General features: G+C 63.8%; 24 protein-coding genes and 1 tRNA gene. 15 read left to right on the top strand and 10 right to left on the bottom strand.

Translation table 11 applies throughout. The annotated features are described in order from the left end of the window. The first annotated feature begins 17 nt into the window (after window positions 1–17). From leuS to C0V78_RS09590, 9 genes are all read left to right on the top strand, one after another. Window positions 18–2540, top strand: a complete 2523-nt coding sequence (leuS, locus tag C0V78_RS09630; RefSeq protein ID WP_101797514.1) for a leucine--tRNA ligase — start codon at window positions 18–20, stop codon at window positions 2538–2540. Further along, window positions 2537–3046, top strand: coding sequence for an LPS assembly lipoprotein LptE (lptE, locus tag C0V78_RS09625; RefSeq protein WP_101797513.1), 510 nt, complete (start codon window positions 2537–2539; stop codon window positions 3044–3046). The genes leuS and lptE overlap by 4 nt, the downstream gene beginning before the upstream one ends. Continuing rightward, window positions 3043–4074 carry a DNA polymerase III subunit delta gene (gene holA / locus C0V78_RS09620; RefSeq protein ID WP_101797512.1) on the top strand — a complete coding sequence of 344 codons (1032 nt, stop codon included), beginning with the start codon at window positions 3043–3045 and terminating at the stop codon, window positions 4072–4074. The genes lptE and holA overlap by 4 nt, the downstream gene beginning before the upstream one ends. A gap of 165 nt (window positions 4075–4239) precedes the next feature. Further along, window positions 4240–5643 carry a sugar transferase gene (locus C0V78_RS09615; protein ID WP_101797511.1) on the top strand — a complete coding sequence of 468 codons (1404 nt, stop codon included), beginning with the start codon at window positions 4240–4242 and terminating at the stop codon, window positions 5641–5643. A 147-nt stretch (window positions 5644–5790) separates the two neighbouring features. Then, entirely contained in the window at window positions 5791–6222 is a 432-nt protein-coding gene (locus tag C0V78_RS09610; protein WP_101797510.1) for a hypothetical protein, read from the top strand. A gap of 122 nt (window positions 6223–6344) precedes the next feature. After that, the gene (locus C0V78_RS09605; RefSeq protein WP_216822173.1) at window positions 6345–7682 is read left to right on the top strand and encodes an O-antigen ligase; all 1338 of its coding nucleotides are present in this window, start codon (window positions 6345–6347) and stop codon (window positions 7680–7682) included. A gap of 28 nt (window positions 7683–7710) precedes the next feature. Beyond that, a complete protein-coding gene (locus C0V78_RS09600) occupies window positions 7711–8388 on the top strand; it encodes a polysaccharide biosynthesis/export family protein (RefSeq protein WP_158241529.1) in 678 nt (225 codons plus the stop codon). 23 nt (window positions 8389–8411) lie between these two features. Then, window positions 8412–10622 carry a polysaccharide biosynthesis tyrosine autokinase gene (locus C0V78_RS09595; RefSeq protein WP_254049877.1) on the top strand — a complete coding sequence of 737 codons (2211 nt, stop codon included), beginning with the start codon at window positions 8412–8414 and terminating at the stop codon, window positions 10620–10622. Window position 10623: 1 nt separating this feature from the next. After that, complete coding sequence (locus tag C0V78_RS09590) at window positions 10624–11820, top strand: hypothetical protein (protein WP_101797507.1); 1197 nt, start codon at window positions 10624–10626, stop codon at window positions 11818–11820. Here the strand turns inward: C0V78_RS09590 and C0V78_RS09585 are convergent. Beyond that, window positions 11817–12302: an MmcB family DNA repair protein gene (locus tag C0V78_RS09585; RefSeq protein ID WP_101797506.1), complete on the bottom strand. Its 486-nt coding sequence runs from the start codon at window positions 12300–12302 to the stop codon at window positions 11817–11819. The genes C0V78_RS09590 and C0V78_RS09585 overlap by 4 nt on opposite strands. Before the next feature lie 40 nt (window positions 12303–12342). Continuing rightward, window positions 12343–12774: a hypothetical protein gene (locus C0V78_RS09580; protein ID WP_101797505.1), complete on the bottom strand. Its 432-nt coding sequence runs from the start codon at window positions 12772–12774 to the stop codon at window positions 12343–12345. A 119-nt stretch (window positions 12775–12893) separates the two neighbouring features. Here C0V78_RS09580 and C0V78_RS09575 point away from each other — a divergent pair. Beyond that, window positions 12894–12970: transfer RNA gene (locus C0V78_RS09575), tRNA-Arg, on the top strand. 166 nt (window positions 12971–13136) lie between these two features. Next, on the top strand, window positions 13137–13598 hold the full coding sequence (locus tag C0V78_RS09570; protein WP_101797504.1) for a hypothetical protein: 462 nt from the start codon (window positions 13137–13139) through the stop codon (window positions 13596–13598). Here the strand turns inward: C0V78_RS09570 and C0V78_RS15285 are convergent. From C0V78_RS15285 to C0V78_RS09530, 8 genes are all read right to left on the bottom strand, one after another. Then, window positions 13595–13750, bottom strand: coding sequence for a hypothetical protein (locus C0V78_RS15285; protein ID WP_371514432.1), 156 nt, complete (start codon window positions 13748–13750; stop codon window positions 13595–13597). The two genes, C0V78_RS09570 and C0V78_RS15285, sit on opposite strands and share 4 nt — an antisense overlap. Continuing rightward, the gene (locus C0V78_RS14940) at window positions 13695–14369 is read right to left on the bottom strand and encodes a hypothetical protein (RefSeq protein ID WP_158241528.1); all 675 of its coding nucleotides are present in this window, start codon (window positions 14367–14369) and stop codon (window positions 13695–13697) included. The genes C0V78_RS15285 and C0V78_RS14940 overlap by 56 nt, the downstream gene beginning before the upstream one ends. Next, entirely contained in the window at window positions 14353–15180 is an 828-nt protein-coding gene (locus tag C0V78_RS14770) for a hypothetical protein (protein WP_144039875.1), read from the bottom strand. The genes C0V78_RS14940 and C0V78_RS14770 overlap by 17 nt, the downstream gene beginning before the upstream one ends. Beyond that, a complete protein-coding gene (locus C0V78_RS09555) occupies window positions 15177–15467 on the bottom strand; it encodes a hypothetical protein (RefSeq protein ID WP_101797501.1) in 291 nt (96 codons plus the stop codon). Before C0V78_RS09555 ends, C0V78_RS14770 begins: the two co-directional genes overlap by 4 nt. Then, window positions 15464–15667: a hypothetical protein gene (locus C0V78_RS09550; protein ID WP_101797500.1), complete on the bottom strand. Its 204-nt coding sequence runs from the start codon at window positions 15665–15667 to the stop codon at window positions 15464–15466. Before C0V78_RS09550 ends, C0V78_RS09555 begins: the two co-directional genes overlap by 4 nt. 190 nt (window positions 15668–15857) lie before the next feature. Further along, on the bottom strand, window positions 15858–16043 hold the full coding sequence (locus C0V78_RS09540; protein ID WP_101797498.1) for a helix-turn-helix domain-containing protein: 186 nt from the start codon (window positions 16041–16043) through the stop codon (window positions 15858–15860). Window positions 16044–16156: 113 nt separating this feature from the next. Then, the gene (locus tag C0V78_RS09535; RefSeq protein ID WP_144039874.1) at window positions 16157–16903 is read right to left on the bottom strand and encodes a hypothetical protein; all 747 of its coding nucleotides are present in this window, start codon (window positions 16901–16903) and stop codon (window positions 16157–16159) included. After that, complete coding sequence (locus C0V78_RS09530) at window positions 16900–18063, bottom strand: tyrosine-type recombinase/integrase (protein WP_101797496.1); 1164 nt, start codon at window positions 18061–18063, stop codon at window positions 16900–16902. Before C0V78_RS09530 ends, C0V78_RS09535 begins: the two co-directional genes overlap by 4 nt. A 547-nt stretch (window positions 18064–18610) precedes the next feature. Between C0V78_RS09530 and C0V78_RS09525 the strand changes: the two genes are divergently transcribed. Genes C0V78_RS09525 through C0V78_RS09510 form a run of 4 tightly spaced genes read left to right on the top strand, consistent with a single transcriptional unit; the run spans window position 18611 to window position 23268 of the window. Beyond that, a complete protein-coding gene (locus C0V78_RS09525; protein WP_101797495.1) occupies window positions 18611–19135 on the top strand; it encodes a DUF4402 domain-containing protein in 525 nt (174 codons plus the stop codon). Between the two features lie 31 nt (window positions 19136–19166). Further along, window positions 19167–19607, top strand: coding sequence for a hypothetical protein (locus C0V78_RS09520; protein ID WP_144039873.1), 441 nt, complete (start codon window positions 19167–19169; stop codon window positions 19605–19607). A 40-nt stretch (window positions 19608–19647) separates the two neighbouring features. Next, the gene (locus tag C0V78_RS09515; protein ID WP_144039872.1) at window positions 19648–20574 is read left to right on the top strand and encodes a hypothetical protein; all 927 of its coding nucleotides are present in this window, start codon (window positions 19648–19650) and stop codon (window positions 20572–20574) included. Between the two features lie 3 nt (window positions 20575–20577). Then, window positions 20578–23268, top strand: a complete 2691-nt coding sequence (locus tag C0V78_RS09510; protein WP_101797492.1) for a hypothetical protein — start codon at window positions 20578–20580, stop codon at window positions 23266–23268. The last annotated feature ends 14 nt before the right edge of the window (window positions 23269–23282 follow it).

Here is a 23282-nt window from a genome sequence, read left to right as displayed (position 1 = left end):
GACAAGGGGCACGATGAATGAGTGAGCGGTTCGATCCGTCCGTCGCCGACGGGCGCTGGCAACGCATATGGGACGAGCGGCAGACCTTCCGCGCCGACGATGGCAGCGCGAAACCGCGCTCCTACGTGCTGGAGATGTTCCCCTATCCTTCGGGCCGCATACACATCGGCCACGTGCGCAACTACACGATGGGCGACGTGATCGCCCGCGCCAAGAAGATGCAGGGCCATGAAGTGCTGCACCCGATGGGTTGGGACGCCTTCGGCATGCCGGCGGAAAACGCGGCGATGGAAAAGGGCGTCCATCCCGGCGGCTGGACGCGTGACAACATCGCCAACATGAAGGCCCAGCTCAAGCGCCTTGGTTTCGCGCTTGACTGGAGCCGCGAGCTGGCGACCTGCGAGCCGGAATACTACGGCCACGAACAGGCGCTGTTCCTTGATCTCTATGCGGCGGGCCTCGTCTATCGCAAGGAATCGGCGGTCAACTGGGACCCGGTCGACATGACCGTGCTGGCCAACGAACAGGTGATCGACGGGCGCGGCTGGCGCTCGGGCGCCCTGGTCGAGAAGCGCAAGCTCAACCAGTGGTTCCTCAAGATCACCCAGTTCGCCGATGACCTGCTCGAAGGGCTCGACGGGCTGGAGAACTGGCCCGAGAAGGTCCGCACCATGCAGGCCAACTGGATCGGCAAGAGCCAGGGCCTGCAGTTCGCCTTCGAGCTGTCGAATGGCGAGAGCCTTGAGGTCTATACCACCCGCCCCGACACGATTTTCGGCGCCAGCTTCGTTGCCGTCGCGGCCGATCACCCGATCGCGCAGGGCGTGGCGATGAACAATTGCGAGGCGGCCAGGTTCATCGACCTGTGCAAGCAGGGCGGCACCACCGCGGCCGAACTCGAGACGGCCGAGAAACTGGGCTTCGATACCGGCATCGGCGCGAAGCATCCGTTCACGGGCAAGCACCTGCCGGTCTACATCGCCAATTTCGTGCTGATGGACTACGGCACCGGCGCGGTCATGGCCGTGCCGGGCCACGACCAGCGCGACTTCGAATTCGCCACCAAGTACGAACTGCCGATCCTGCGCGTGGTTGCCGCGAATGCGGAGGAAGCGGACAAGCCCTTCGCCGGTGAGGCAGAGGCGGGCGATGGCGTGCTCGTCAACTCCGGTTTCCTCGATGGCATGACGGTCAACGCTGCCAAGGCCGAAGTGATCAGGCGCGCCGAAGCGGGCGGTTGGGGCCAGGGCAAGACGGTGTGGCGCCTGCGCGACTGGGGCGTTTCGCGCCAGCGCTACTGGGGTACGCCGATCCCCTTCATCCACTGCGAAGTCTGCGGCGTGGTGCCGGTTCCCAAGAAGGACCTGCCCGTTACCCTGCCGGAGGATGTCGATTTCAAGACCCCCGGCAATCCGCTGCTGCGCCACCCGACCTGGAAGCACGTCGATTGCCCGCAGTGCGGCAAGCCGGCCCAGCGCGAGACCGATACGCTCGACACCTTCGTCGATTCATCGTGGTACTTCCTGCGTTTCGCCAGTCAGCCGGCGGACAAGCCGTTCGATGCCGAGGCCATCAGGAAGTGGCTGCCGGTCGAACAGTACATCGGCGGGATCGAACACGCGATCCTCCACCTGCTCTATGCCCGCTTCTGGACCCGCGTGCTGGCCCACATCGGGCTGATCGACGTCAAGGAACCCTTTGCCAGCCTGTTTACCCAGGGCATGGTCACGCACGAGACCTATTCGCGCGTCGATCCTGCGAACGGCCAGCCGGTCTATTTCAGCCCTGCCGAAATCGACCGGGGCGGAGATTCGGCAGTGCTCAGGGCCGATGGCCAGCCGGTGGAAATCGGCCGTGTCATCAAGATGTCGAAGTCGAAGAAGAACGTGGTCGACCCCGACGACATCATTGCCCAGTACGGCGCCGATGCGGTGCGCTGGTTCATGCTGTCCGACAGCCCGCCCGAGCGCGACCTGCCGTGGTCGGAAGCCGGAATCGAAGGCTGCGCGCGCTTCGTCCAGCGCCTGTGGCGCCTGTTCGGCCAGTACGATGCGTCCGCCACGGGCGAGGACAAGGCGGTTGATCGCAAGACCCACCAGACCGTCCATGCCATCGGTCAGGACATCGCCTCGCTGGGCTTCAACAAGGCGGTCGCCCGCATTTACGAGCTGACCGGGGTAATCGAGAAGGCCGCCCCCTCTGCCAGCCGGAGTGCCGCCATTCGCAGCCTGCTGCTGCTGTGCGCGCCGATGATGCCGCACCTTGCCGAAGAGGCATGGGCGGGGATCGGTGGCGAAGGGCTGGTTGCCGATGCGGCCTGGCCGTCGGTCGATCCGGCGCTGCTCGTCGAGGACGAGGTGACCATTGCCGTGCAGGTGCTTGGCAAGCTGCGCGATACGATCACGGTTGCCAAGGGCCTGCCGAAGGAAGAGGTCGAGGCGCTTGCGCTCGCCAGCGAGAAGGTCCAGCGTGCGCTTGATGGCAAGGCTGTGAAGAAGGTGATCGTCGTGCCCGACCGGCTGGTGAACCTGGTAGCATGATCCGGCGTGCGCTCCTTGCACTCGGTGCCGCGCTCGCGCTTTCGGGCTGCGGGCTCCAGCCGATGTATGCCGGGGGTGGTTCGGGTGCCGTGGCGCAGGGCCTTGCAGGGATCGACGTGCCCGCGATCGAAGGGCGTGCCGGCTGGCTGATGCGCAATGCGCTGAATGACCGGCTGCGCAGTGCCGGTTCTTCGGGCGTGGCGCGTTACCGGCTCGATGTGCGGCTGGACGACCGGCTCGAAGGCCTCGGCCTGCTGTCTGACGATACCATCGGCCGCGAGCGCCGCACGCTGCGTGCGCGTTACCAGCTTGTCGATTTGGCTTCGGGCGAGATCCTGCTTGATGCCACGGCCGGTTCTGATGCCGGTATCGACGTGGTTTCCTCCGAATATGCGGCCATCGCGGCGGAGAACAAGGCGCTCGAAAACCTTGCCGAAGACGTTGCCGATCGCATGATCACGCAGATCGCCCTGCAATTGCGCAAGGGCGCGGCTGCGGCCAAGTGAAGGCCACCAATCGCGATTTCGGCAGCCTAGCGCCAAAGGCGGCGGCGCAGGCGCGGGTGTTCTTCTTCTGCGGTCAGGACGAGGCAGGGGCGCAGGATGCCGCCTTCAGGATCGCGGGCCTAATTCCCGATATCGGCGAGCGGGTCGAGCTCACCGGCGCCGAGCTCAAGAAGGATCCGGTCCGCCTGGGGGACGAGGCGCGATCGACTTCGCTGTTCGGCGACAAGCGCCATATCTGGGTACGCGCGCAGGGCGATGAGGTGGCCGAAGCAGTCGAAATCCTGCTGTCGAGCGATGTCGAAGCCTGCCCAGTCCTGATCGTTGCCGCCAATGCCACCGACAAGAGCCGTACGGCAAAGCTGCTGGCCGATCGCAAGGACGCGCTGTTCGCGATCTTCTGGCCGCCGGACTTGCGGTCCGTTGCCGCGGCGGTGCGCGAAATGTGCAATGCCGCCGGACTGAAGATCGATGGGGCGGTGGCCGAACGGATTGCCCGCGCATCCGGGCTGGATACGCGGCTGGCGCAAAGCGAGGTGAACAAGCTTGCGCTCTTTCTCGATGCCAGCATCGAACGGCCCCGCACGGCGGACCTGGCCGCTCTCGATGCGATCGGAGCCTCTACCGGGGATGATGGCATGATGCCCATCGTCAATGCCGTGCTGTCAGGCGAAACCAACAAGCTGGCCTCGGAAATCCGCCGGATGCGCGAACTGGGTCTCAGCCCGGTCGGTCTGCTCATCCAGTTCGAGCGCCGTGCTGCGCAACTGGCGCAGCTGGCCAGCAAGCTGGGGCCGCGGGGCGATGTGAGGGCGCTGGTCGAGGCGGAGAAGAATGCGCGCCGCATTTTCTGGAAAGACGAACGCGATTTCCAGGCGCAGCTGCAGCGCTGGCGGGGGCGGAAGCTGGAGCGTCTGCTTGACCGCCTCACCGCGTTGCACCGCGCGCTGCTGGCGAACAGCCAGTCTGCCGAACTGCTTCTCGCCCAGGAGCTGACCGAGATTGCCCGCTTTGCCGCGGGAAGGAATTGACCGGGTATCGCCCCAATCTGGCACTCGGTAGTTACACGTATATTAGCTTTACAATTCGGTTGTTCTAGGTCTTGGTTGCAACGCAACAAGGGCGAGGGGAACCAATGGCACATCAGTGCCTTGGTGGTCTCTTGGCGCCCGCTGGGAACGAACCGCAGACGCACGATGAACGCCGAAGCAAATCCCGTACCGGTAGTCAGGAAAGGTGGGGCGCAGAGCGCTCCGGCCGGTTCCGTGCCCGGTCTGGAACGGCGGCGACTGCAAAGCTACCTGGCGATCCTCATCGGCGATATCGCCATGGTGCTGGGCGCATTCCTGCTTGGCGGATGGATCTATCTCGGCAGCGAAGGCGCCGAGATGGGCCTGGTGCTGGGGCAGATCGTCCTGCCCGTGTTCCTTACGGTTGCGCTTTACAACAACGCCTATTCGCTGCGCACGCTGCAAAGCTGGGAATTCGGCGCGGCAAGGGCGCTGATCGCCCTGCTCATCTCGTCGGCAGCGGTCGTCTTCATTGCCTTCTACACCAAGTCCAGCCGGGACTTTTCGCGCGCCAGCTTCACGCTGGGCATCGCGTTTGCCGCCTTCATGCTGCCGTGGCTGCGCGCGCAGATGCGCGGCTTTGTAAGGTGGCGCTGCGGCGCGCGGGTGACCAACGAACTGGTCATCGATGATGGCGGACCGCCGATCAACCTGGCGGGCGCAATGCAGGTGGATGCGCGCAAGCGCCGGCTTGTGCCCGATGCTTCCGACCCGGTTGCGCTTGACCGGATCGGCAAGGTGCTGCGCGGCTGCGACCGGGTGATCGTGTCCTGCCCGCCCGAACGTCGCCACGCCTGGGCGCTGATCTTCAAGGGTGCGGCAATTGCCGGCGAAGTAATCGACGATACCATTGCCGAACTCGATGCCCTTGGCGCGCGCAAGGCCGGCGGGCACGGTCTGCTGCTGGTTTCGGTGGGGCCGCTGGGCCTTCGGGCAAGGGCGATGAAGCGCGCATTCGATGTCGCCTTTTCGGGCCTGGCGATCTTCGCGCTCTCTCCCCTGCTGCTTGTCGTCGCGCTGCTCATCATGGCGGAAGACGGTGGCCCGGCCCTGTTTGTCCAGCGCCGCATCGGACGCGGCAATACGTTCTTCCGGATGTACAAGTTCCGCTCGATGCGTGTGGCCAGCCTTGACGAGGAAGGCAACGTTTCGACCGCCCGCGATGACCAGCGGGTTACGCGCATCGGTGCCTTCATCCGTCGCACCTCGATCGATGAACTGCCGCAGCTGTTCAATGTCCTTGCCGGAGACATGTCGATCGTCGGGCCGAGACCGCACGCTATCGGCAGCCAGGCTGGCGACAAGCTTTTCTGGGAAGTCGATACACGCTACTGGCTGCGCCATGCCCTGAAGCCCGGCCTGACCGGCCTGGCGCAGGTGCGCGGTTATCGCGGTGCGACTGACCACGAGTCCGATCTTGAGCAGCGCCTCGGCGCGGACCTCGAATACCTTAACGGCTGGTCGATCTGGCGCGATCTCGGCATCGTTGTCGCAACCATAAGGGTGCTGGTGCATGACCGGGCCTATTGAGGTCGGCGGCTTTCCTTTGCGACGGCGCCGGACATCCGTGCTGCAATGCACAAAAATTAATTGAAAGTCTTGCTGTGCTTGCGAATTGGAATAGACTCAGGCTGCCTACTTAGGTAAATAAACCTAAAGCGTATTTGGAGGCAGATTGTGACAAGCCAGATTTTCGCCGCGCTCGCAGCAGCCGGCCTGGTTACCGCTGGTGTTGCTGCAAGCGCAGAAACGCGCGCGGTTTCATCGCTGCCCCTCCCTGTGCTCGCTGCCGGCGCTACTGGCGGCCAGTGCACGGTTAACGTGATTCGCACCGGCACCCCGGGCGAGGCGAACGTGACCCGTCAACAGCTTGATGACGGCTCCTGTGTTTGTAACGTTCTCACTGGTCCCAGTGAAAGCAACGGCAATGCCGAAGGTATCGTGCGACAGCTTCAGCAGACCCGCGAATGCGCAGATGCTCCGGTTGGCGCAGAAGCAGGTCAGGCTGCCAGCTCGGCGGGCGCCGGCGGCGGTGTGCTCGGCATTCTGGTCGGTTCGGTGGGCGCAGGTGGCCTTGTGGTCGCAGTCAGCAAGAAGTCGCCGGGCTGAAGGCCGGTTGCTGATCGTGATGTCGGGATCGACCTGACCGGATGAACCCCCTTCAAGTCGGAGGGGGTTTTTCTTTGGCCTGGGGGGGCATTTTGGATCCAGTTCGCTCAAGCACCGGACAGGTGATTATCGCGGCTCTGCTGGTCGGGTGCGCCGTCGTGCTTGGCGGCGGCGGTTCGCCTTGGCCGCTTCCCGAAATGCTGCTTCAGGGAATTGCGGCGCTCGCCTGCGCTGTTTGGGTTGTCCTCTCGCCACTGCGCTTTCCCTTCGTGTCGGCGGATCGCCGGGCCTGGGTAATTGCCGGCCTGCTGATCGTCCTTCCGCTGGTCCAGATGATCCCGCTGCCGCCCATGGTGTGGCAGGCTCTGCCGGGGCGTGAGCTCACCAGGGAATCCTTGGCCCTTGTCGGCGCGCAGGATAGCTGGCACCCCTGGTCGCTCGACCCGCTCCGCACGCTTGCTTCGCTGCTGGCGCTGCTTCCCGCAGCGGCCTTCATGCTGATGGTTGCCGGCCTGAGGCGCGGTGGGCGGGCCACGGTAATGGCGATGATCGCTTCGATGTCCCTGCTCGGGCTCGTCGTCGGCGCGGGCCAACTGGCAGGTGGTGAAGCTAACGCTTTCCGTTTTTACGAGCGCGATGTCGGTTTCCTGAACGGCTTCCAGGCCAACCATAATGCCGCGGCCGATGTCTTCCTTATCGCCATGGTCGCCGCCGTTGCCACCGTGCGCGAATATGGCGAGTTCAAGACGCATTCGCGCCTGACCCAGAGCTACCGGCTGCTGCTATCGGCAGGGCTTGTCGGGCTGTTCACCATCGGCGTTTTCCTCACGGGTTCGCGGGCCGGGATCCTGCTGCTGCCGGTGGCATGGGCCGGGGTCCTGGCTATCGTATGGCCCTGGCTCAGGTTCGATCGGAAGGCTTTGCGAATCGGCGGCGCCATCTCAATTGTCGCGGTTCTCGTGATCGTGGCCATATTCGCGCAAGCGGGCGTGGTGGAACGGGTGGTGAGGCGCTTCGGCGATTCGGGAGAGCTGCGGCCCCAGATCTGGCACGATACGCTTTTTGTTATCCGTCAGTATTTTCCCTGGGGTGTCGGGATGGGGGGATTCGTTCCCGCCTTCGTCGCCGTGGAGCCGCTCGAGGTGATCGATGCAACGCTGACCAACCGGGCGCACAACGACTATCTGGAGATCCTCGTCGAGGGGGGAATTTTCGCCGCGATGCTGCTGGCGGCGATCAGTTGGAACGTCGCGGGGCTGCTCCGCCAGGCTTGGCAAGAGTGTCCTGCAAGCTCGCGTTCCCAAGTGGTTTTTTCGACGACTGCCCTGGCCGTGATTGCGCTGCATTCGATAGTGGATTATCCGCTTCGGTCTATGTCGCTGGCATTTCTGGCGGCAGCGGCGGTGGCTCTTTTGATGCCAGCGCCCCGCGGGGCAGAAACAGGGAATGCGGATGTTTGATCGACATGTCTTGAGGCGGGTCCCGGCTATGCTTGCGGCCCTTTTGGGCCTTGCCATGCTTTCGGCCTGCGCCTCTGCCGGCGGACCAAGCCCTTTGCCCCAGGGGGCTGCGGCCTATGAAACCATTCCCGAACGGGTCGATAATGGCGAATTGAGCGAGCGGATCCGCCCGGGTGACCGCCTGGGCATCCGCATCTTCGGCGAGCCCGAGCTTTCGTCCGACAACTATCGCGTCGATGCGGTCGGCTATCTGCAGATGCCCCTGATCGGCGAAATGCCGGTCGGCGGCCAGACCCCGCGCGAACTGCGCGCCGAAATCACACGCAGGCTTGCAGCGCGCTTCATCAAGGACCCGCAGGTGGCGATCACCGTGCTGGATCGGCCGCGCTCGACCTTCACGGTCGAAGGCGACGTCGAATCGCCGGGCGTGTTCGAAGCCAATCCCGGCACCACCCTGCTGACCGCGCTTGCCCAGGCCAAGAGCCCGACCAAGACCGCCAAGCTCAGCGAGATCATGGTGTTCCGCATTATCAACGGCCAGCGGGCCGGCGGGCGCTTCAACCTGAGCGACATACGCCGCGGCCGCGCGCCCGATCCCCAGATTCTTGCGGGCGATACCATCGTCGTCGGCAATTCCGCCGTGAAGAGCACCTGGCGCGATTTCCTCGCCGCTGCGCCGCTGTTCAACATCTTCACCTTCTTCTGATCACGAGCGGGAAAGGGCATTCCGTGGCAACCAGTGCGCCAATCAACGAGCCGGTCTGGCAACCGCACTACGTGGCCGATCCGGCTGACGAAATCGCCCAGGTCTCTGCGGCCCGGCCAGCAATCGACTTTCGCTACATCGTGGCGGCAATCCGTTCGAACCTGCTGCTGATCGTTGCCATCGTCTCCACCGCGTTGGCCATCGCGGTGGTCATGACGATGCTTGAAACGCCGCGGTATACTGCGCGAACGACGATCCAGATCAATGCCAGCACCAGCAAGGTCCTGGGTCGCGAGCAGGGCGAGGAAGAACAGGCGCCCGATTACGACGTTGACCGCGCCCTCAAGACCCAGATCGAAGTGCTCAAGTCGCGCGGTCTGGCCCAGCGCGTGGTGCAGAAGCTCAATCTTGGCAGCAACCCGGAATTCTTCGCTTCGCAGGAAGTCGAAGGGATTGCCCCCGGCACTCCTGCAAAGGCGCTGGCAGAGGCTGCGGCCGGGCTGGTGCAGGGCAACCTGGCCGTCACCCTGCCGCGCGATTCGCGCGTGGTGACGATTTCCTGGGAAAGCACCAATCCGCGCATGTCGGCGCTGATCGCCAATACCTATGCGTCGGAATTCATCCAGGCGGACCTGCAGCGCAAGTTCGATTCATCGACCTACGCGCGCAGCTTCATCTCGGACCAGCTTGCGCAGACCAAGGCGCGCCTCGAGCAGTCCGAGCTGGCGCTGACCGCCTATTCTCGCGGTGCAGGCCTGATCCGCACGCGCGACGCGCTGGTCGGCGGCAAGGAAGGCGAAGGCAACAGCGGCGGCTCCGTGACCACGGGCAGCCTGTTGCAGATCAATACCGCCGCCAACGAAGCTACTGCCCGTCGCATCGAGGCAGAGGGCCGCTGGAAGGCGGTTTCGGCAGCGCCGCTGCTTTCATCGCAGGCGGTGCTTACCAACAGCAACGTCACCAGCCTGCTTACCGAAAAGGCCAAGGTCGAGGCCGAGCTGCAACAGGAAAAGGCCCGGCACCTGGATGAGTACCCCACGGTAAAGGCCAAGCAGCAGCAGCTTGCCGTGCTGAACCAGCAGATCCAGCAGGCGGCAACCAACGTCCGCAACGGCATCCTGGCCGAATATCGCGCGGCGGTGGAAACCGAACGGCGCCTTTCCGAGCAGGTCGTCCAGCTGAAGTCGGCGACCCTGAGCGAACAGGACCGCACGGTCCAGTATGCCCTGCTGGCCCGCGAGGCGGATACCAATCGCGAGGTTTATGACGGGCTGCTGCAGCGCTTCAAACAGCTCAATGCTTCTGCCGGCATCGCGCTTTCGAACATCTCGATCGTCGATACGGCGCAGATTCCCGGCGGGCCATCTTCGCCAAACCTGTTCAAGAACCTGATGGCCGCCTTGCTGCTGGGCCTCGGGCTGGCCGCTGTCATCGTGTTCTTCAAGGACCAGTTCGACGATTCGATCCGCGTGCCGGAAGACGTCGAATCGAAACTCGGGATGGCGCTGCTCGGCGTCGTCCCGCGCTCGCATTCCGACGAACCGACCGAAGCGCTGCTCGATCCCAAGTCGCCCATTTCGGAAGCGTACAACTCGCTGCGTGGTTCACTGCTCTATTCGACAGCCGAAGGCCTGCCGCATGTCATGCTGATTACCAGCGCGCAGCCGTCCGAGGGCAAGACCACCAGCGCCGTGGCCATTGCTTCCAGCTTCGCCCGCATGGGCCGCAGCGTGCTGCTGATCGATGCCGACATGCGCCGGCCATCGCTGCACCGCCGTATCGGCTATGAGAACGAACGCGGGCTTTCTTCGCTGCTGACCTCGCACGATGCCATCGGGACCGCGATCCTGCCTTCCGGGCAGGACAACCTGAGCTTCCTGCCCTCCGGCCCGATCCCGCCAAGCCCGACCGAACTGGTGTCGACGGCACGCATGGAGGACATCCTTCAGCAGGCCGCCGCCGCCCACCAGGTCGTCATCATCGACAGTCCGCCCATCCTCGGCCTTGCCGATTCGCCGACGCTTTCGGCCCTGGCCGATGGCGTGGTCTTCATTGTCGAGGCAGACCGCAGCCGCCGCGGATCGCTCAAGATGGCACTTCGCCGCCTGCGCGCGATGCGTCCGGTGTTGCTTGGCGCGGTGCTGACCAAGTTCGATCCGCTGAAGGCGGGCAACCAATATTCCGAATATTACGGTTACGACTACTACCAGTACGGCAACACGCAGGAGAGCTGAAATGGCCTTTGGCCCGGCAGGCAAGCAGCAGGCGGAGAAAGCCGCGGTGCTGGCCGGGTGCCTGGCGTTCGGCCTGCTGGCTATCGGCAGCGCCATGGACCGGCGCTCCTTCCTGCGCCCCAGCGCTGCGGAAAGGGTGCCGGACCTGTTCGCCAGCACGGCGCTCCACACCCGCGGACAGGCCGATCTGGCCGCCGGTCGCCCGCAGGATGCCCTCATGGCCGGGGAAGCCGCAGTGCGCACAGCGCCGGTCGATCCCGTAAGCCCGGCCTTGCTCGGCGCGGCGCGTCTGGCGGTGGGTGATCGTACCGGCGCGGAAAAGGCCTTCCGCGTCGCTGGCCAGATGGGCTGGCGTGTCCCGCTGACGCAGGCCTACTGGATGGACCAGGCGATCGCGGTAAAGGACTGGCGCGTTGCCGCCGAGCGCTTCGACGCCCTGCTGCGCCAGCAACCCTGGCTTGCCGAGAACGCGCAGTTGCTGGCCGCCATCGAAGGGCCGGCAGAGGGGCGGCGCGCCATCGTGGACCGTGTGGCAAAGGCCCGGCCGCCCTGGCTTGAGGCCTATGCCCGCAGCGCGGCCGAGCAGCCCGCGGACGTGGTCGAGCGGCGCGCCATCGTGCTCGATGCCATCGCCCGCAGGGGAATGCCTCTGGGCTGCGATGCCATTGCCCCGCCGGTCAGCGGCCTTGTCCACGCCGGCAAGCTCGATGCGGCGCGTACCCTGTGGCGTGATCATTGCAGCGAAGCGGGCACCGGGTTGATTGCCGATGCCGATTTCGGCCACTTGCGGACCATCGGCGGTCGCACGAATTTCGAATGGGAGCTGGTGGGCAGCAGCGATGTAGGCCTGGCCGTGTTACCCGGATCGAAGGCGGGGCAGCGGGTTCTTGAACTCACCTCAAGCGCTCCTGCTTCGCGCACGGTGCTGCGCCAGCTCGTGGTCATGGCGCCGGGCGCTTACCGGCTGTCCTGGCAGGCAGCCACGGCGCAGGGCAGGCCTTCCGCGCAGATCCAGGCTTCTCTCGATTGCGACATGTCCAACGCAAAGCCTTTGCCGGCAACGTTCCGGCCGGAATCGTCCAGCTACCAGGCGGAAATCCGGGCAGGCGCGGAATGCCCCGCACGCTGGCTCACGTTCATGCTGCAACCCGGCGAGGGCGAGGTGCGGCTTCAGTCCGTGCGGCTCGACCGGATTTAGCCCCAACCGCTCCACTGCGGATCGGAGCCGACGACCTGCCGCCGCAGCGAGGTCCTTGCCAGCCGCTCGATCTCTGCCTTGCGCCTGGCGGCATTGAGGCCAAGATCGGGGGCCTGCCGGACAATCTCTGCATCGTAGCCATCGGCAACAATCAGGCCGCAGCGTTCCGGCAGGAATGCAGGCGTTTCCATGCAGGCGCGATCGAGGTGATGGGCCAGTCCCCAGTAGAACCGGTCACAATGGTCGAGATAGTCGGTCCACTTGCCATCGCCCATCAGGTCGGCCTTGCTGACCTTGATCTCGACGATGACCACCCGCCCCTTGGCATCGATGCCCATCAGGTCAGCCCGGCGATTCGATCGCAGCGGCATTTCGGGCAGGCACCAGATATCGTTGCGGGCGAACAGACGGCAGATGCCTCGGGCCACAGCCAATGCGGCGCGCTCTTCGGCGCTAACGGTTGGAGTCGCGGGAAGGTTCACCCCGCGATACTAGGAACAGACCGGGAACTGTGCAAGCGCTTCAGAACGGGCGGCGCATATCCCGGGCCTGCGGTACCAGTTCGAGCAATGCGGCGCGGGCCGACTGGAACTCGGTCCACAGGCTGAGCGCGGCCGCGCGCGAATCGATACCACGGGCATGAACTGCCAGCAGCGCACCGATCCCGGCCTCCATGATGACCGCAAGGTCTTCGACGCCCTGTTCCGCCTGCTCGCGCCGCCAGCCACCGGCATCGCGGATAACGGCCGGGAAATTCCGGACCTCGGGGCGCATCGGCTCGGGCGGCATGCCGGCCAGCGTCGCGACAATGCCCGCGGCATCGTGCAAGGCCGACCACTTCATGCCCATCGAGCTGACAGACGCCTGCCCGAAAGAAGCGCGGCCGGCACCGGCGAGCGGCCCGCTCGCGGAGCCTGCGGAGGCTGAGGAAAAGGGAGCCATGGTTCCGTTCATGCCAGGCTGGTACCGCAAGGCCCCTTGCAAAATTGCTAAGAAGGCACCGAGCCACCCGTCAGGGAGCGCGCGCATTAGTTCTGGCAAGGCCGCCCCGCCTCTGCTAACCGCCCGGCCAGGCACCCGTAGCTCAGCTGGATAGAGCGCTGCCCTCCGAAGGCAGAGGCCACAGGTTCGAATCCTGTCGGGTGCGCCATCTTTTCAATGGTTTAGCGGACGCTCTCTCCTTTCGTACGGAATAAGTACGAAAAAAGGGGGTGTTCAGCGTGGCTCTCGGGTAGAGCTTGCATCCCGCTGCAATTTCGTGTCGTCGGTTGCCTATCGTCCTAATCTGGTTATCTTTTGTCGCATAGGGGGTGGGCATGATCGAGAAAGCAGACCAGCTATTGAAACTAGCGCTTGCGGTTGCCGCTCTCCTGATCGGCGTGTCCGTTTCGTATTACTATGCCATCTTCCTTCCCCAAGTTGCCCAGACCAAGTTGGATCGAGAGCGGAGCGCTGAATTGGCTCGGGCGACAAGCGAATCCACCGCCGCAATGGCAAAAGAGAAGCGACTCAGCGATGCGAAGGCAAAATACAATGCCTGCTTGGCCGATGCTTTTGAAAATTATCAGTCGCGTTGGCAGAAAACCTGCCGGAGATTGAACGGGGAGGATTTGGAGAAGAAGCGGCGGTGTATGGATGGTGGAGGATATTACTGTGACAGTATCAAGATAACACCCGCCACCAATTGCAGCCTTCCAAACGACTTGGGCGACGATTACGACACAGGGCACGAGAACGATAAAAAGATGTGTTTGGAGGAGTTCAAAGCCTCCAGCTAAAAGTCATTCCAATCGACTTGCCGCGCCCTTATCTGTGTCGCTGTCGTTTTCGTCCAAGCCGAATAGGCCCCATGCTTAAGCGCGTTGGCATTGCCCTTAGGTGCCCCCGGATTGGTCCCGCCGTGCATCCTGCAACGCCGCTTCCCCTTCACCGCCGGAGATTGGCACTCCGTTCCTGAGCGGGTCCGGGCTAGGCAGCGCGGCGCTTTCGCCAGCCGCTCCGGTTGCATGGCTTTGATTTTTCGATCTCGCATTTTTCTCGCACCCCCCGTGGTGGTGGAATTGATCGGCAATGACGGCCTGCCCGCCCTCGTTGACATGAACATGGCGCACCGTTTGAATGCGTGGCTGGTGCAGCTTTGCCAGAGCCTCCAGTGTTGCCCGGCAGTTGCTCTGAGCCTTCAGGGCTAGCCGCCCGTACCGCTCCGATGCGTGGATATAGTCACCCATGTTCATCGCGCATCGCCGGGCCAGTTCGGTGAACATGGCATCAAGGGAGATTGCCTGAGCCATTAACATTTCGCTCGCTGCCGCCAGATCTCCGCTCTTGGCTTTGTCTGTCCGGGTAGCGATTGCCCTGCCGTAGTCGTCAAACTGTGGCTGTCCCGGCAACTGGCCGAACATCTTGCCAATAAAGCTGCTTGCAACTGATCCGTGGCGGATTGTCGGCCCGGTGAACACCCGCGCCATGGTTTCCGCCTCGCTTTCGCCGGTATAGCCCTCAACCACGGCTGCCTTGCCTTCCGTCCTGGCCTTATTCTTCTTTGGCATCGTGCGCCTTTCTTGCTGTGCTGCCGATGTTTTGAGAGGTGCTGCAACGCCTGCCGATAATCAGGCCTTGCGGCTTGTGTTGCCGGTCTAGGCCAGCCGTATCGAGCACGGCTTGCGGAGCGCCCTTGCAGATATAGGCGAGCGCCGCTCTGGCATTGGCGAAGTGCAAAACGGGGTTGCCGGTTTCCAGCCTAAGCCGCCCGCCAATAGGGTCGCTGCGAATGACTTTCGCCTTGTATGGCTTGCCGGTGATCGTCCTAAGCCATCGCTTTTGTGCGCCAACCAGAGGCTTCACCAGATCGGCAGGGATGGAGGCGAGAACATGGCAATGCCAGCCCTTGTCGCCCGCGTTCTCATGCACCCACAGCCAAGCGATGCGATGGCCGCGCCGGGCCAGCCATCTAGTGAGGTAGTCGATAAAAAGGCCTGTCGCTGCCGCCATGCCCTCCAAGGGCACTCCAGCGGCTTTCCAGTGTATTGTTATCATCCGGGTGAAAGGCAGGCCGATGTTGCGGGAATGGCCCTCAGAGGCGCTTAGATTGGCAATCTGGCCCTGTTTCAGTTCATGGCTTGGCCTGTTGCCACGGTTCCGCGCTCCGCCCCTGCCGGGCTTGCCTGCCGATTGTGCTGCCACACCTAAGGTTAGGTTATTTATCGCAAGCGCCGTGCCAGATCGGGCAAACGGCGCATTGGCGGGCGATTGCGGCTGGAGCGGTGCAATTGAAACTTCACCGAAAGTCGCCCCCCGGTGAAGTTTCAAAGCGCCGCCGTCACGCGCGCGTGGAATGCGCGAAACGGCAGCGGGCATCATGCAGCAACCCACACGATAGCGGCCTTGCCGGTGCAATTCGGCCTGCGCTTGCCGCTGTCGCGGATCAGGCCCTTGCACTTAAGTTCGCTGGTACGGGGCTGGATAGACCAGCGGTCCATTTCCAACCGGGCTGCCAGTTCATCGGCTGTCAGGCCGGACGATCCAGCCGCGCGGATTGCGGCCTCTGCCATGCGCTGAAGCCGCCCCAGCTTGGGAGCAAGGGCATTGGCAGCAGCCTTGGAGGTTTCCACCTTCCGGTGCCCCGGTGCGTTGGGATAGGTGCTCATTGCGCGCCTCCCTCTGCCAGTGGGGGCAGGCCTGCCTTGTCTAGCAGCTTTGCCAGCCAATCGGTCTGCGCGGCGCTCATTGGCGATGGATCAACCGCTAGCTGGCCAAGAAACTGCCCGGCCTTGCGGCTGGCCCGGTAACCGCCGTTCAACAGCGCAAGCGCCGCCTCCCGGTGCGTTGCAAAGGGTGCCTTACTCATGGCCGCACTCCCCAAAGCAGAGCCGCGCCATATCCTGCGCCATCCAAGGCGAGAGGCAGAAACGGGCCGCAAGCATTTGCGCCTGCCTGTCCGATGCGGTAGAGGGAGAGTGCAACCAGCCTCCAAGTTGATTGCGGATCACGCCGGGCTGCAACCCGGCGTTTTCCATTTGCGGAGCGCTCAGCATTGCTCATGCTCCCGCCTGAAAGGTGGGAAGGCTGGCAAGGTACGTGTCGAGATCGGCAAACGGGATGAGCGTCCTGCGCCCTGCCTTTTTGGCTGTCAGTTCCCCCGCCTTAAGCGCCTCATAAATACGCGACCGGCTCAGGCCTGAGTACTCGACCGCTTGTGGCATCGTTCCGTATTTTTTCGTCATCCTCTTTTCCTCATGTGTCGCCGCAATGAGTGCGGACACACAGGGACGTGCCAGAGGATGGGCGGACTAAGGTGGTGATCGTTGCATCAGGAATTGGGGGGCAATGCTCCCCATCAAAGGCCGGGTATTTCACCTTCCGAGACGGCGTAGGGTGCGCTGAGGTGCCGCCTTCGAGCTAGTTTCAATATGCCCGCTAGGTCTGGTGTTGCCCTCTCTCCGAAAGCCAGAGCCACCATTTTCTGGTAGAACTCCATGAACGGCGATGGCGCGCGGTGCATCCCGCTTGGCCAGTTGTTTACCGTGATCGGTATGCCGAAAGCCGATTCATACACCCTGGCCAAACAATGGCCGCGCTCAACGCGCAGTAACTTCCTTTCGGTGGTACGCCAATTAGCCTTTTGCTGCTTCGTGTTGACGGCTGCATGGCCGACGAACTCGCCAAGCCATTTAAGATCAGCAAGCGCTCGTTCAAAACGGTTGTAGTCGAAGTCTGGATCATCATCGGCCGCCAGCGCATTCACGCCTTTCCACTGCTTGAAGGCGACATTCCAAAGCTGCATATCGGCCTCGTTCGACCTGCGCTGGAGGGCAATGTACGCGCCTGAAATTTGCTCACACAGGCCGACCAGTTCTCGGCAAATTGCTGCATTGGATGTGCGATCAGGGCTGTCGCTGACATTTTGCATAGTGGATGCCAATGAGCGCCGCACGGCCATTGCCAGCCATTCCCAGTCCTTGCCGCTGACAATGGGCGGCGCACAGTCTTTTAACGCGCTCTCGACGGCTTCCGGCGTTATCATGGGCAGGTAATGGTCCCGCGCAATGAAGGCCAGCCATTCGCCTTCATTTGCAAAGGTCACAACACCAACTCCCCAAGTGCCTTCACCGCCGCATCGCTGGCAAGGTGCCCGTAGTGCCGTTCGATCATTTCGGCGCTGGTGCCCGATATTTGCGCGATGGTGAGCAAGGGAAGGCCTGCGCTCACAAGGTCCGTTATGGTGCTGTGCCGCAAGGTGTACGCGGTCGCCTCGCTAGGCAGGCCAGCGGCCTTCACAGCCGCCGCAATGGGCAGTTTCCAGCTATCCTTGTTCCATGCCGTGCCATTGGCGCGCATGAACAGCGATGCGGCGGGCAGCTTGTTCTTGGCCTGCGCGGCTAGCAATGCGGCTGCCTCTGCCGGAAGTTGAATGCGCCGGGCCTTACCGGTCTTGTCCTTGCCGATAGTGAGTTCCGCCGTGCGCTTGTCAAAGTCGCCAGCCTTCAGGGCTGCCAGAGCGCCGGGCCGCAAGGGCAACAGGCAGAGCGCCCGGACAAACGGCGCGGCCTCTGCATCCATCTTTTCGAGCAACGCGCGGCGCTGGTTGCGGTCAAGGTAAAGGGTGCGCCGCCCGTCTGCATTGGGAACGGCCTTCAGCGCCTCTTGCCAAGCCGCCTCACTATTCGGAGCGCCCTTGGTAAGCACCTTGCTCAAGGCTGCCCGCAACACCGCCATATCGCGGTTGACGCTGGAGGCTGCCCGGTCGCGGGTGATCGGCTTACCTTTCTTGCGGCGGCTCACAAGGGCGGGCTTTTCCTCCAGCCGCTTGCGCCATTCGGCAACGTGGCGACGGCGCAACTTGTCCAGTTTCACCTTGGCAATGGGGTCGTCATAAACATGGCGCTCAAACCGCTTGCCCGCTTCGTTTCGGCCCTTGGCATATTCCCGGCAGGCATCGGCAACCGTTTCGATCTTGGCGCGCACCTGCCCGCCGGTTTCCACCAGTTCCGCAAATGCCTCAGCGGCCTTCTTGGCCGCTGCAAACACCTCATTACCGGCAAGGGTGCCAAAGTCGCCTAGCGCCTTCAGGCGGTACTTGCCGCCGTCCTGATCGTACGCGCGGGCAATCCAGTTGCCGCCTTTGCCGCCAACCTTGGAGGGGCGAAAGCCAAGAAAGCAGCCAACGCGCAGCCGCTGCCAGTGCGGTTCCCGCGTTGCCTTCAGCTTGTCACGCTCACCAACTTTGCTGAGGTCCAGTGCCATCGCCAGATCGCCCTTTTCGTTCCGTACGGAATTTGTACGGAATACAATGGAGGACGAAACGGGATGACGCAAGACATAGAAGGCCTCAATTTCAGGGGTTTCATTGTCCGGCTCTGTCCACGGTTAGGCCGGTTCCCTGCACTCCGAAGGCAGAGGCCACAGGTCCGAATCCTGTCGGGTGCGCCATCTTTTCAATAGTTTATAGCGAGCGCTCCCCAAGAGTGCCTCCAAGGTGCGCCGGAATTTGCTCCGCCGCGCATCCTGCAACGCTTCCTCCCTTCACCGCTGGAGACGGGCATTCCGTTTCCGAGCGGGCCTGTCCCGGCAGCGCGGCGCTTTGGTCAGCCGCCCCCGGTTTGCGGCGTTTTACGCATGTTAACCAATCGATAAGTCCTTTAACCTAAGTAGAAGTCCGCAGTTTGCGCGGGCACCCCGGGCGATCTGCTTCGATCGGGGGGGCTTCGCGAAACAACTGGTGTGGGACCAGGCGGTGTCTCCCGGATGCTCATCTGGGGCCTCGTGCCCCGAGTACGGGACGAAGACTTACATGAAGAAGATCATCGCACTTGCGCTGGTTGCTGCGGGCTTTGCCGCTGCTCCGGCCTCGGCCCAGTCGGCCGCCGACACCTCGACCGCGACCGCCAATGGCTCGGTCACGATCATCCGTCCGCTGACGGTCACCAAGAACACCGATCTCGTGTTCGGCCGCGTTGTCCAGCCGCGCAGCGGCACCGGCACGGTTTCGATCGCCAACAACAGCAACACCACGGTTGCCGGTGCGGGCGCTGTTGCGCTGTCCGGCATCACCACCAGCCACGCCACCTTCACGGTTGACGGCGAAGGCGGCCAGGTCGTCACCGTGGCGATCCCCAGCACTTTCGACCTCGCCAACGGTTCGAACACGATCACCGTCACGCTCTCGCCGGACGTCGGCGCGACCGAAACGCTGTCGAACGCCCTGGGCGCTGCCGGTTCGAAGGCGATCAACGTCGGCGGCAGCTTCAGCCTGCCCGCCTCGCAGGCCAGCGGCGAATACACCGGCACTTTCGACGTGACGGTTGCCTATCAGTAATCCAGAACCTGGATTGCATGGAGATATGGGCATGAGCGAGCGGGGTTCCGGCAAGATGCGCGCAACGGCGCTGCTGCTTTCGGCCTCGCTCGCCAGCCTGTCCGCTGTTCCGGCCAAGGCCCAGGAACAGCGGGCAAGCGCCCGCGGGTTGGTCGAGATAACCCGTTCGGTGGGAACCGGCATCGCCTATGACGTGCTGACGGACGCGCTTTCCGGAGCGTTTCTCGAAGGACAGGTCGGCGATTCGGTCTCGCTGCTCGTTTCCCCGGCACGGCCGGGCACAAAACGCCGCAGCAACAGGATTCCGGGAGAAGTGGTGGTGCTTTCCGCTGCCACTTACAGCTTCGGCGTGCCCGGCGAATCCTCGACAGCGAATCCTCCTGCTTTGCCAGATTCCGGTGGCGCGCGCCGACAGCCTGCGGGCTTTGGCACTGCGCCGGGCAACCTGTTGTTCCTGGCCCAGTTCAATTAGCCGCGAGGCTCTGGGCCGACCGTTTCGGGGGAGACTGGTGATGAACCGGCTCAACATTCAATCATTCCGGGCCGCGTTGCGCGCCCTGACCGTCGCATTCGCCGGCCTTGCGGGCCTGTTTTCCGCTCCGCTTGCCGCGCAGGACGCGCCTGCCTCTGCGCCCGCCGCCGCCGCCGCGCCGACCACTGGTGCCGCCAATATCAACATCACCCCGCGTCGCGTGATCTTCGGGCCCAACAAGCGGACCGAAGCCGTCTACGTGTTCAACCAGGGCAACGCGGCGGTTACCGTCGATGTCGCGCTGGTCGATAACGTCATGCTGCCGACCGGCGAGATCGTTCCCGTGGCACGCGCTGCGGAAAAAGGGCCTGAGGCCGAAGCCGCCGCCGCCACGGTGAAAAGCGCCAGGCCCTATCTGCTGGCTGCGCCGAGCCGACTGGTGCTTGGCCCCGGCCAGGGCAAGACGATCCGGGTCCGCGCGACCCAGCCCGAAGGGGCTGGCGGCGCTGAATACCGCTCGCACCTGACGGTCACCACCGTTCCCGCAGCTGATTCGGGCCTTACCGCCGAACAGGCCGCTGCTGCCCAGCGCGGTGAACTGGTGCTTCGCATCCAGTCGATCTTCGGTCTTTCGATCCCGCTGATCGTGCGTGATGGAGCTGCCAGCGCGCAGGCTACGCTCGGTCCGATCACCAGCAGCATTGCAAAGGGCACGCCGGAACTGCTCGTTCCGATCCGCCGCAGCGGGACAGGCTCCGTCTATGGCAATATCGAAGTGCGATCGGGCAAGAACGAGGTTGTCGGCCTGGTTCGCGGCCTCGCGGTCTATCCCGAAGTGACCGACCGCATCGCCGGCGTTCCGCTGCTGCGCGCGCTGCGCAAGGGCGAGACGGTGACCGTGAGCTATTTCGCCGAGGATCAGAAGCCCGGCACGGCCATGGCCAGCGGGAGCTTCACGGCTTTCTGATCCATGCTGCGCAAGCTGTTCGCCCTTGCCCTGGCGGCTGTCCTTGCGGGCATGCCGCCAGCCGGCGGGACTGCCGCGGCGCAGTCCCCAAGCCTGGCGGTGGATACCGACCAGCTGCTTCTCTATGCGCTGAACCTGGATCAGGCCACGCTTAGCGAATCGCTTGCCGCCTATGGCAATGCGGAAGATCCGCTGATCCCGCTTGGCGAACTTTCCCGACTGCTGGAAATCAATTTTACCGTCCAGCCGCAGGCCCGCATCGCCTCGGGACGGCTGGGAGAGAACCAGCGGGCCATCACGGTCGATCTCGCCGCCGGTCGTGCGCTGATTGGCGGACAGGTCATTGCCCTGGTCCCGCCAGACAGCAAGGTGACCGCGACGGACATCTACCTGCGCGCCTCGCTGGTAGCGAAGCTGTTCCCAGTCGCGATCAAGGTTTCGAGCGACGAAATGGCGATCGACCTGACAGCGCGGGAAAAGCTTCCCATCCAGAGCCGTCGCGAGCGCGTCGCGCGCCTTAGCGGGCTGATGGATGCACCGCAGGCAGGTGTCGATGCATTACGAGTATCCAATCCATATCAATGGGTTAGTCGTCCCTCCGTGGATGTCGGCCTGGAGCTGGGCGCAGACAGCGGCACCGGTCGGGCGATCACGCGCATGGAGGCTCGCGTCTCCGGCGACCTCGCCAAGACCGGCTTTTCGGGCTGGTTCGCCACCGACATGCAGGGCAAGCCGAGTTCGGCGCGCGTGACCGCGACGCGTCGCAGCGCCAGCGGCGACCTGCTCGGTCCGCTTGAAGCGACCATGGCATCGGCGGGTGACGTCTATTCCCCCGCGCTCGTCCTGGGGCCGCGCAGCGCGGGCGGTGCCGGCCTGGTGATCACTTCGGCTGGGACAGAAGAATCCAGTGTTTTCCAGCGGATAAACATCCGCGGCGAATTGCCGATCGGCTATGATGCCGAACTGTACGTCAACGATATCCTGCGCAGCGGCTTTGCCGGCGCGCGCAACCAGGGTCGCTACGAATTCACCGGCGTGCCGCTGGTGCGCGGTCGCAACGTGGTGCGGCTGGTGCTTTATGGGCCGCGCGGCGAGCGGCTGGAGCAGACCCGGATCGTCAATGTCGGCGGCGGGCAGCTTCCATCCGGCAAGACGCAGTTCGATGCGGGCGTGGTGTTGCAGGACCGGCCGGTCATCAGCCTGTCGGAAGACAACCAGCTGGCAAGCAACAAGGCCCGCGGATCGGTGCGCGGCGTGGTCAGCGTGGCGCATGGCCTCACCGCCGGCCTCACCGTGGGGGGCGGGTTTGCCAGCTACGAGGATTTTGGCGGCAATCGCCACAATGTCATCAATGCCGGGGTCCGCACATCGCTGGCGGGCATGGCGGTGCAGGCCGATTTCGCCAAGCAGGTGAAGGGCGGCAGCGCGCTTTCGCTCGGTGCTGCCGGCCGTCTCGCAGGCATCGGATTTCTTGCCCGTCACGTGGAATATTCGGGCAAATTCAATGATGAAGCCAATTCGGCCTGGGATCTTTCACGGCCCATGCGCCGCTATGACGAGGTTACGCTGGACTTCGCCCTGCCGCTGCCGGGCAAGGCCCGCCTGCCGGTTTCAGCACGGGTCGAGCGGGCCCAGTTCACCGATGGCGGCACCAGCTTGATGGCCCGCGCACGCACGACCGCTTCGGTCGCCGGCACGCTGGTGGCCATGGGCATGGACTACAACCGGCGTACCGGTCCGTTCGGCAAAATCGAGAACCTTACCGGCAGCGTCTCGGCCTCGCGCTTCATCGATTATAAATGGCAGCTGCGGGCGAGCGCCGATTACCGCCTGAAGCCGGGGGTGCGGCTGGAAAACGTGGCAATCACCGCCGATCGCGCGATCAATGATCGCTACAGCCTGCGTCTGGGGGCGAGCCGCAACTTTTCCGCGCGCGACAATGCGCTTCAGGCCGGTTTCACCGCGCACCTGCCCTTCGCCGATGCGACGTTGGGCGGGGACTATTCCACCGGTCAGAAGCGCTGGCGGGTGGGGCTGCAGCTGAACTTCGGGCTGGCTTACGATCCGTTCCGCGGACGCTATCGCGCCACGCCGCCGGGCCCCGGCAACGGCGGCAGCGCGGCCCTGCTGGCTTTCCTCGATGCCAATGCCAACGGCCGCATGGACCGAGGCGAAGATCCCGTTCCCGGCGTCGAGCTGCAAGGTTCCGGGCGCAAGGTGATCACCGATGCCGCCGGCCGTGCCTTCGTGACCGGGCTGGGTGATGGCGGCGTTGCAAACCTGCGCACCGACATTGCCAATACCGACACCGTTTTCGTTGCCCCGCCGCCGCAAAACGTGGCCTTCGAGCCGCGCGCCGGCAATGTCGTCAAGGTTCTCTATCCGCTTGTTCCTACGTCGGAACTTGTCATCCGCATGAACATGCGCCAGCAGGATGGCACGATGACAGGACTATCCGCCGTGCTCGTCCGACTTGTGCCGCAGAAGGGTGAAGTGCTCTCTGCCATAACCGAGTTCGACGGTTCGCTGGTCTTCGATACGGTCAAGCCGGGGTCCTACACGGTGGAACTCGATCCCGATCAGGCGCGCCGCCTGGGCATGCGCCTGGCAAGCCCTCTGCGCGTCACCATTGGCGACGATGGCAAGGCGCGTTCGCTGACCGGCGAAATCCTGTTCAGCCGGACCCTGCAATGATGCGGCTCCTTGCC

This window comes from Novosphingobium sp. TH158, from assembly GCF_002855555.1.
GTDB lineage: Bacteria > Pseudomonadota > Alphaproteobacteria > Sphingomonadales > Sphingomonadaceae > Novosphingobium.
Note: the sequence above shows the minus strand (reverse complement) of the source record. Positions and strands in the feature narration are given on the sequence as shown.

Coding starts and splice junctions, on each gene's coding strand:
- leuS (WP_101797514.1), top strand. CDS start 18: ATGAGTGAGCGGTTCGATCCGTCCGTCGCCGACGGGCGCTGGCAACGC.
- lptE (WP_101797513.1), top strand. CDS start 2,537: ATGATCCGGCGTGCGCTCCTTGCACTCGGTGCCGCGCTCGCGCTTTCG.
- C0V78_RS09615 (WP_101797511.1), top strand. CDS start 4,240: ATGAACGCCGAAGCAAATCCCGTACCGGTAGTCAGGAAAGGTGGGGCG.
- C0V78_RS09600 (WP_158241529.1), top strand. CDS start 7,711: ATGCTTGCGGCCCTTTTGGGCCTTGCCATGCTTTCGGCCTGCGCCTCT.
- C0V78_RS09590 (WP_101797507.1), top strand. CDS start 10,624: ATGGCCTTTGGCCCGGCAGGCAAGCAGCAGGCGGAGAAAGCCGCGGTG.
- C0V78_RS09580 (WP_101797505.1), bottom strand. CDS start 12,774: ATGAACGGAACCATGGCTCCCTTTTCCTCAGCCTCCGCAGGCTCCGCG.
- C0V78_RS09570 (WP_101797504.1), top strand. CDS start 13,137: ATGATCGAGAAAGCAGACCAGCTATTGAAACTAGCGCTTGCGGTTGCC.
- C0V78_RS14940 (WP_158241528.1), bottom strand. CDS start 14,369: ATGCCAAAGAAGAATAAGGCCAGGACGGAAGGCAAGGCAGCCGTGGTT.
- C0V78_RS14770 (WP_144039875.1), bottom strand. CDS start 15,180: ATGATGCCCGCTGCCGTTTCGCGCATTCCACGCGCGCGTGACGGCGGC.
- C0V78_RS09555 (WP_101797501.1), bottom strand. CDS start 15,467: ATGAGCACCTATCCCAACGCACCGGGGCACCGGAAGGTGGAAACCTCC.
- C0V78_RS09550 (WP_101797500.1), bottom strand. CDS start 15,667: ATGAGTAAGGCACCCTTTGCAACGCACCGGGAGGCGGCGCTTGCGCTG.
- C0V78_RS09540 (WP_101797498.1), bottom strand. CDS start 16,043: ATGACGAAAAAATACGGAACGATGCCACAAGCGGTCGAGTACTCAGGC.
- C0V78_RS09530 (WP_101797496.1), bottom strand. CDS start 18,063: ATGGCACTGGACCTCAGCAAAGTTGGTGAGCGTGACAAGCTGAAGGCA.
- C0V78_RS09525 (WP_101797495.1), top strand. CDS start 18,611: ATGAAGAAGATCATCGCACTTGCGCTGGTTGCTGCGGGCTTTGCCGCT.
- C0V78_RS09520 (WP_144039873.1), top strand. CDS start 19,167: ATGAGCGAGCGGGGTTCCGGCAAGATGCGCGCAACGGCGCTGCTGCTT.
- C0V78_RS09515 (WP_144039872.1), top strand. CDS start 19,648: ATGAACCGGCTCAACATTCAATCATTCCGGGCCGCGTTGCGCGCCCTG.
- C0V78_RS09510 (WP_101797492.1), top strand. CDS start 20,578: ATGCTGCGCAAGCTGTTCGCCCTTGCCCTGGCGGCTGTCCTTGCGGGC.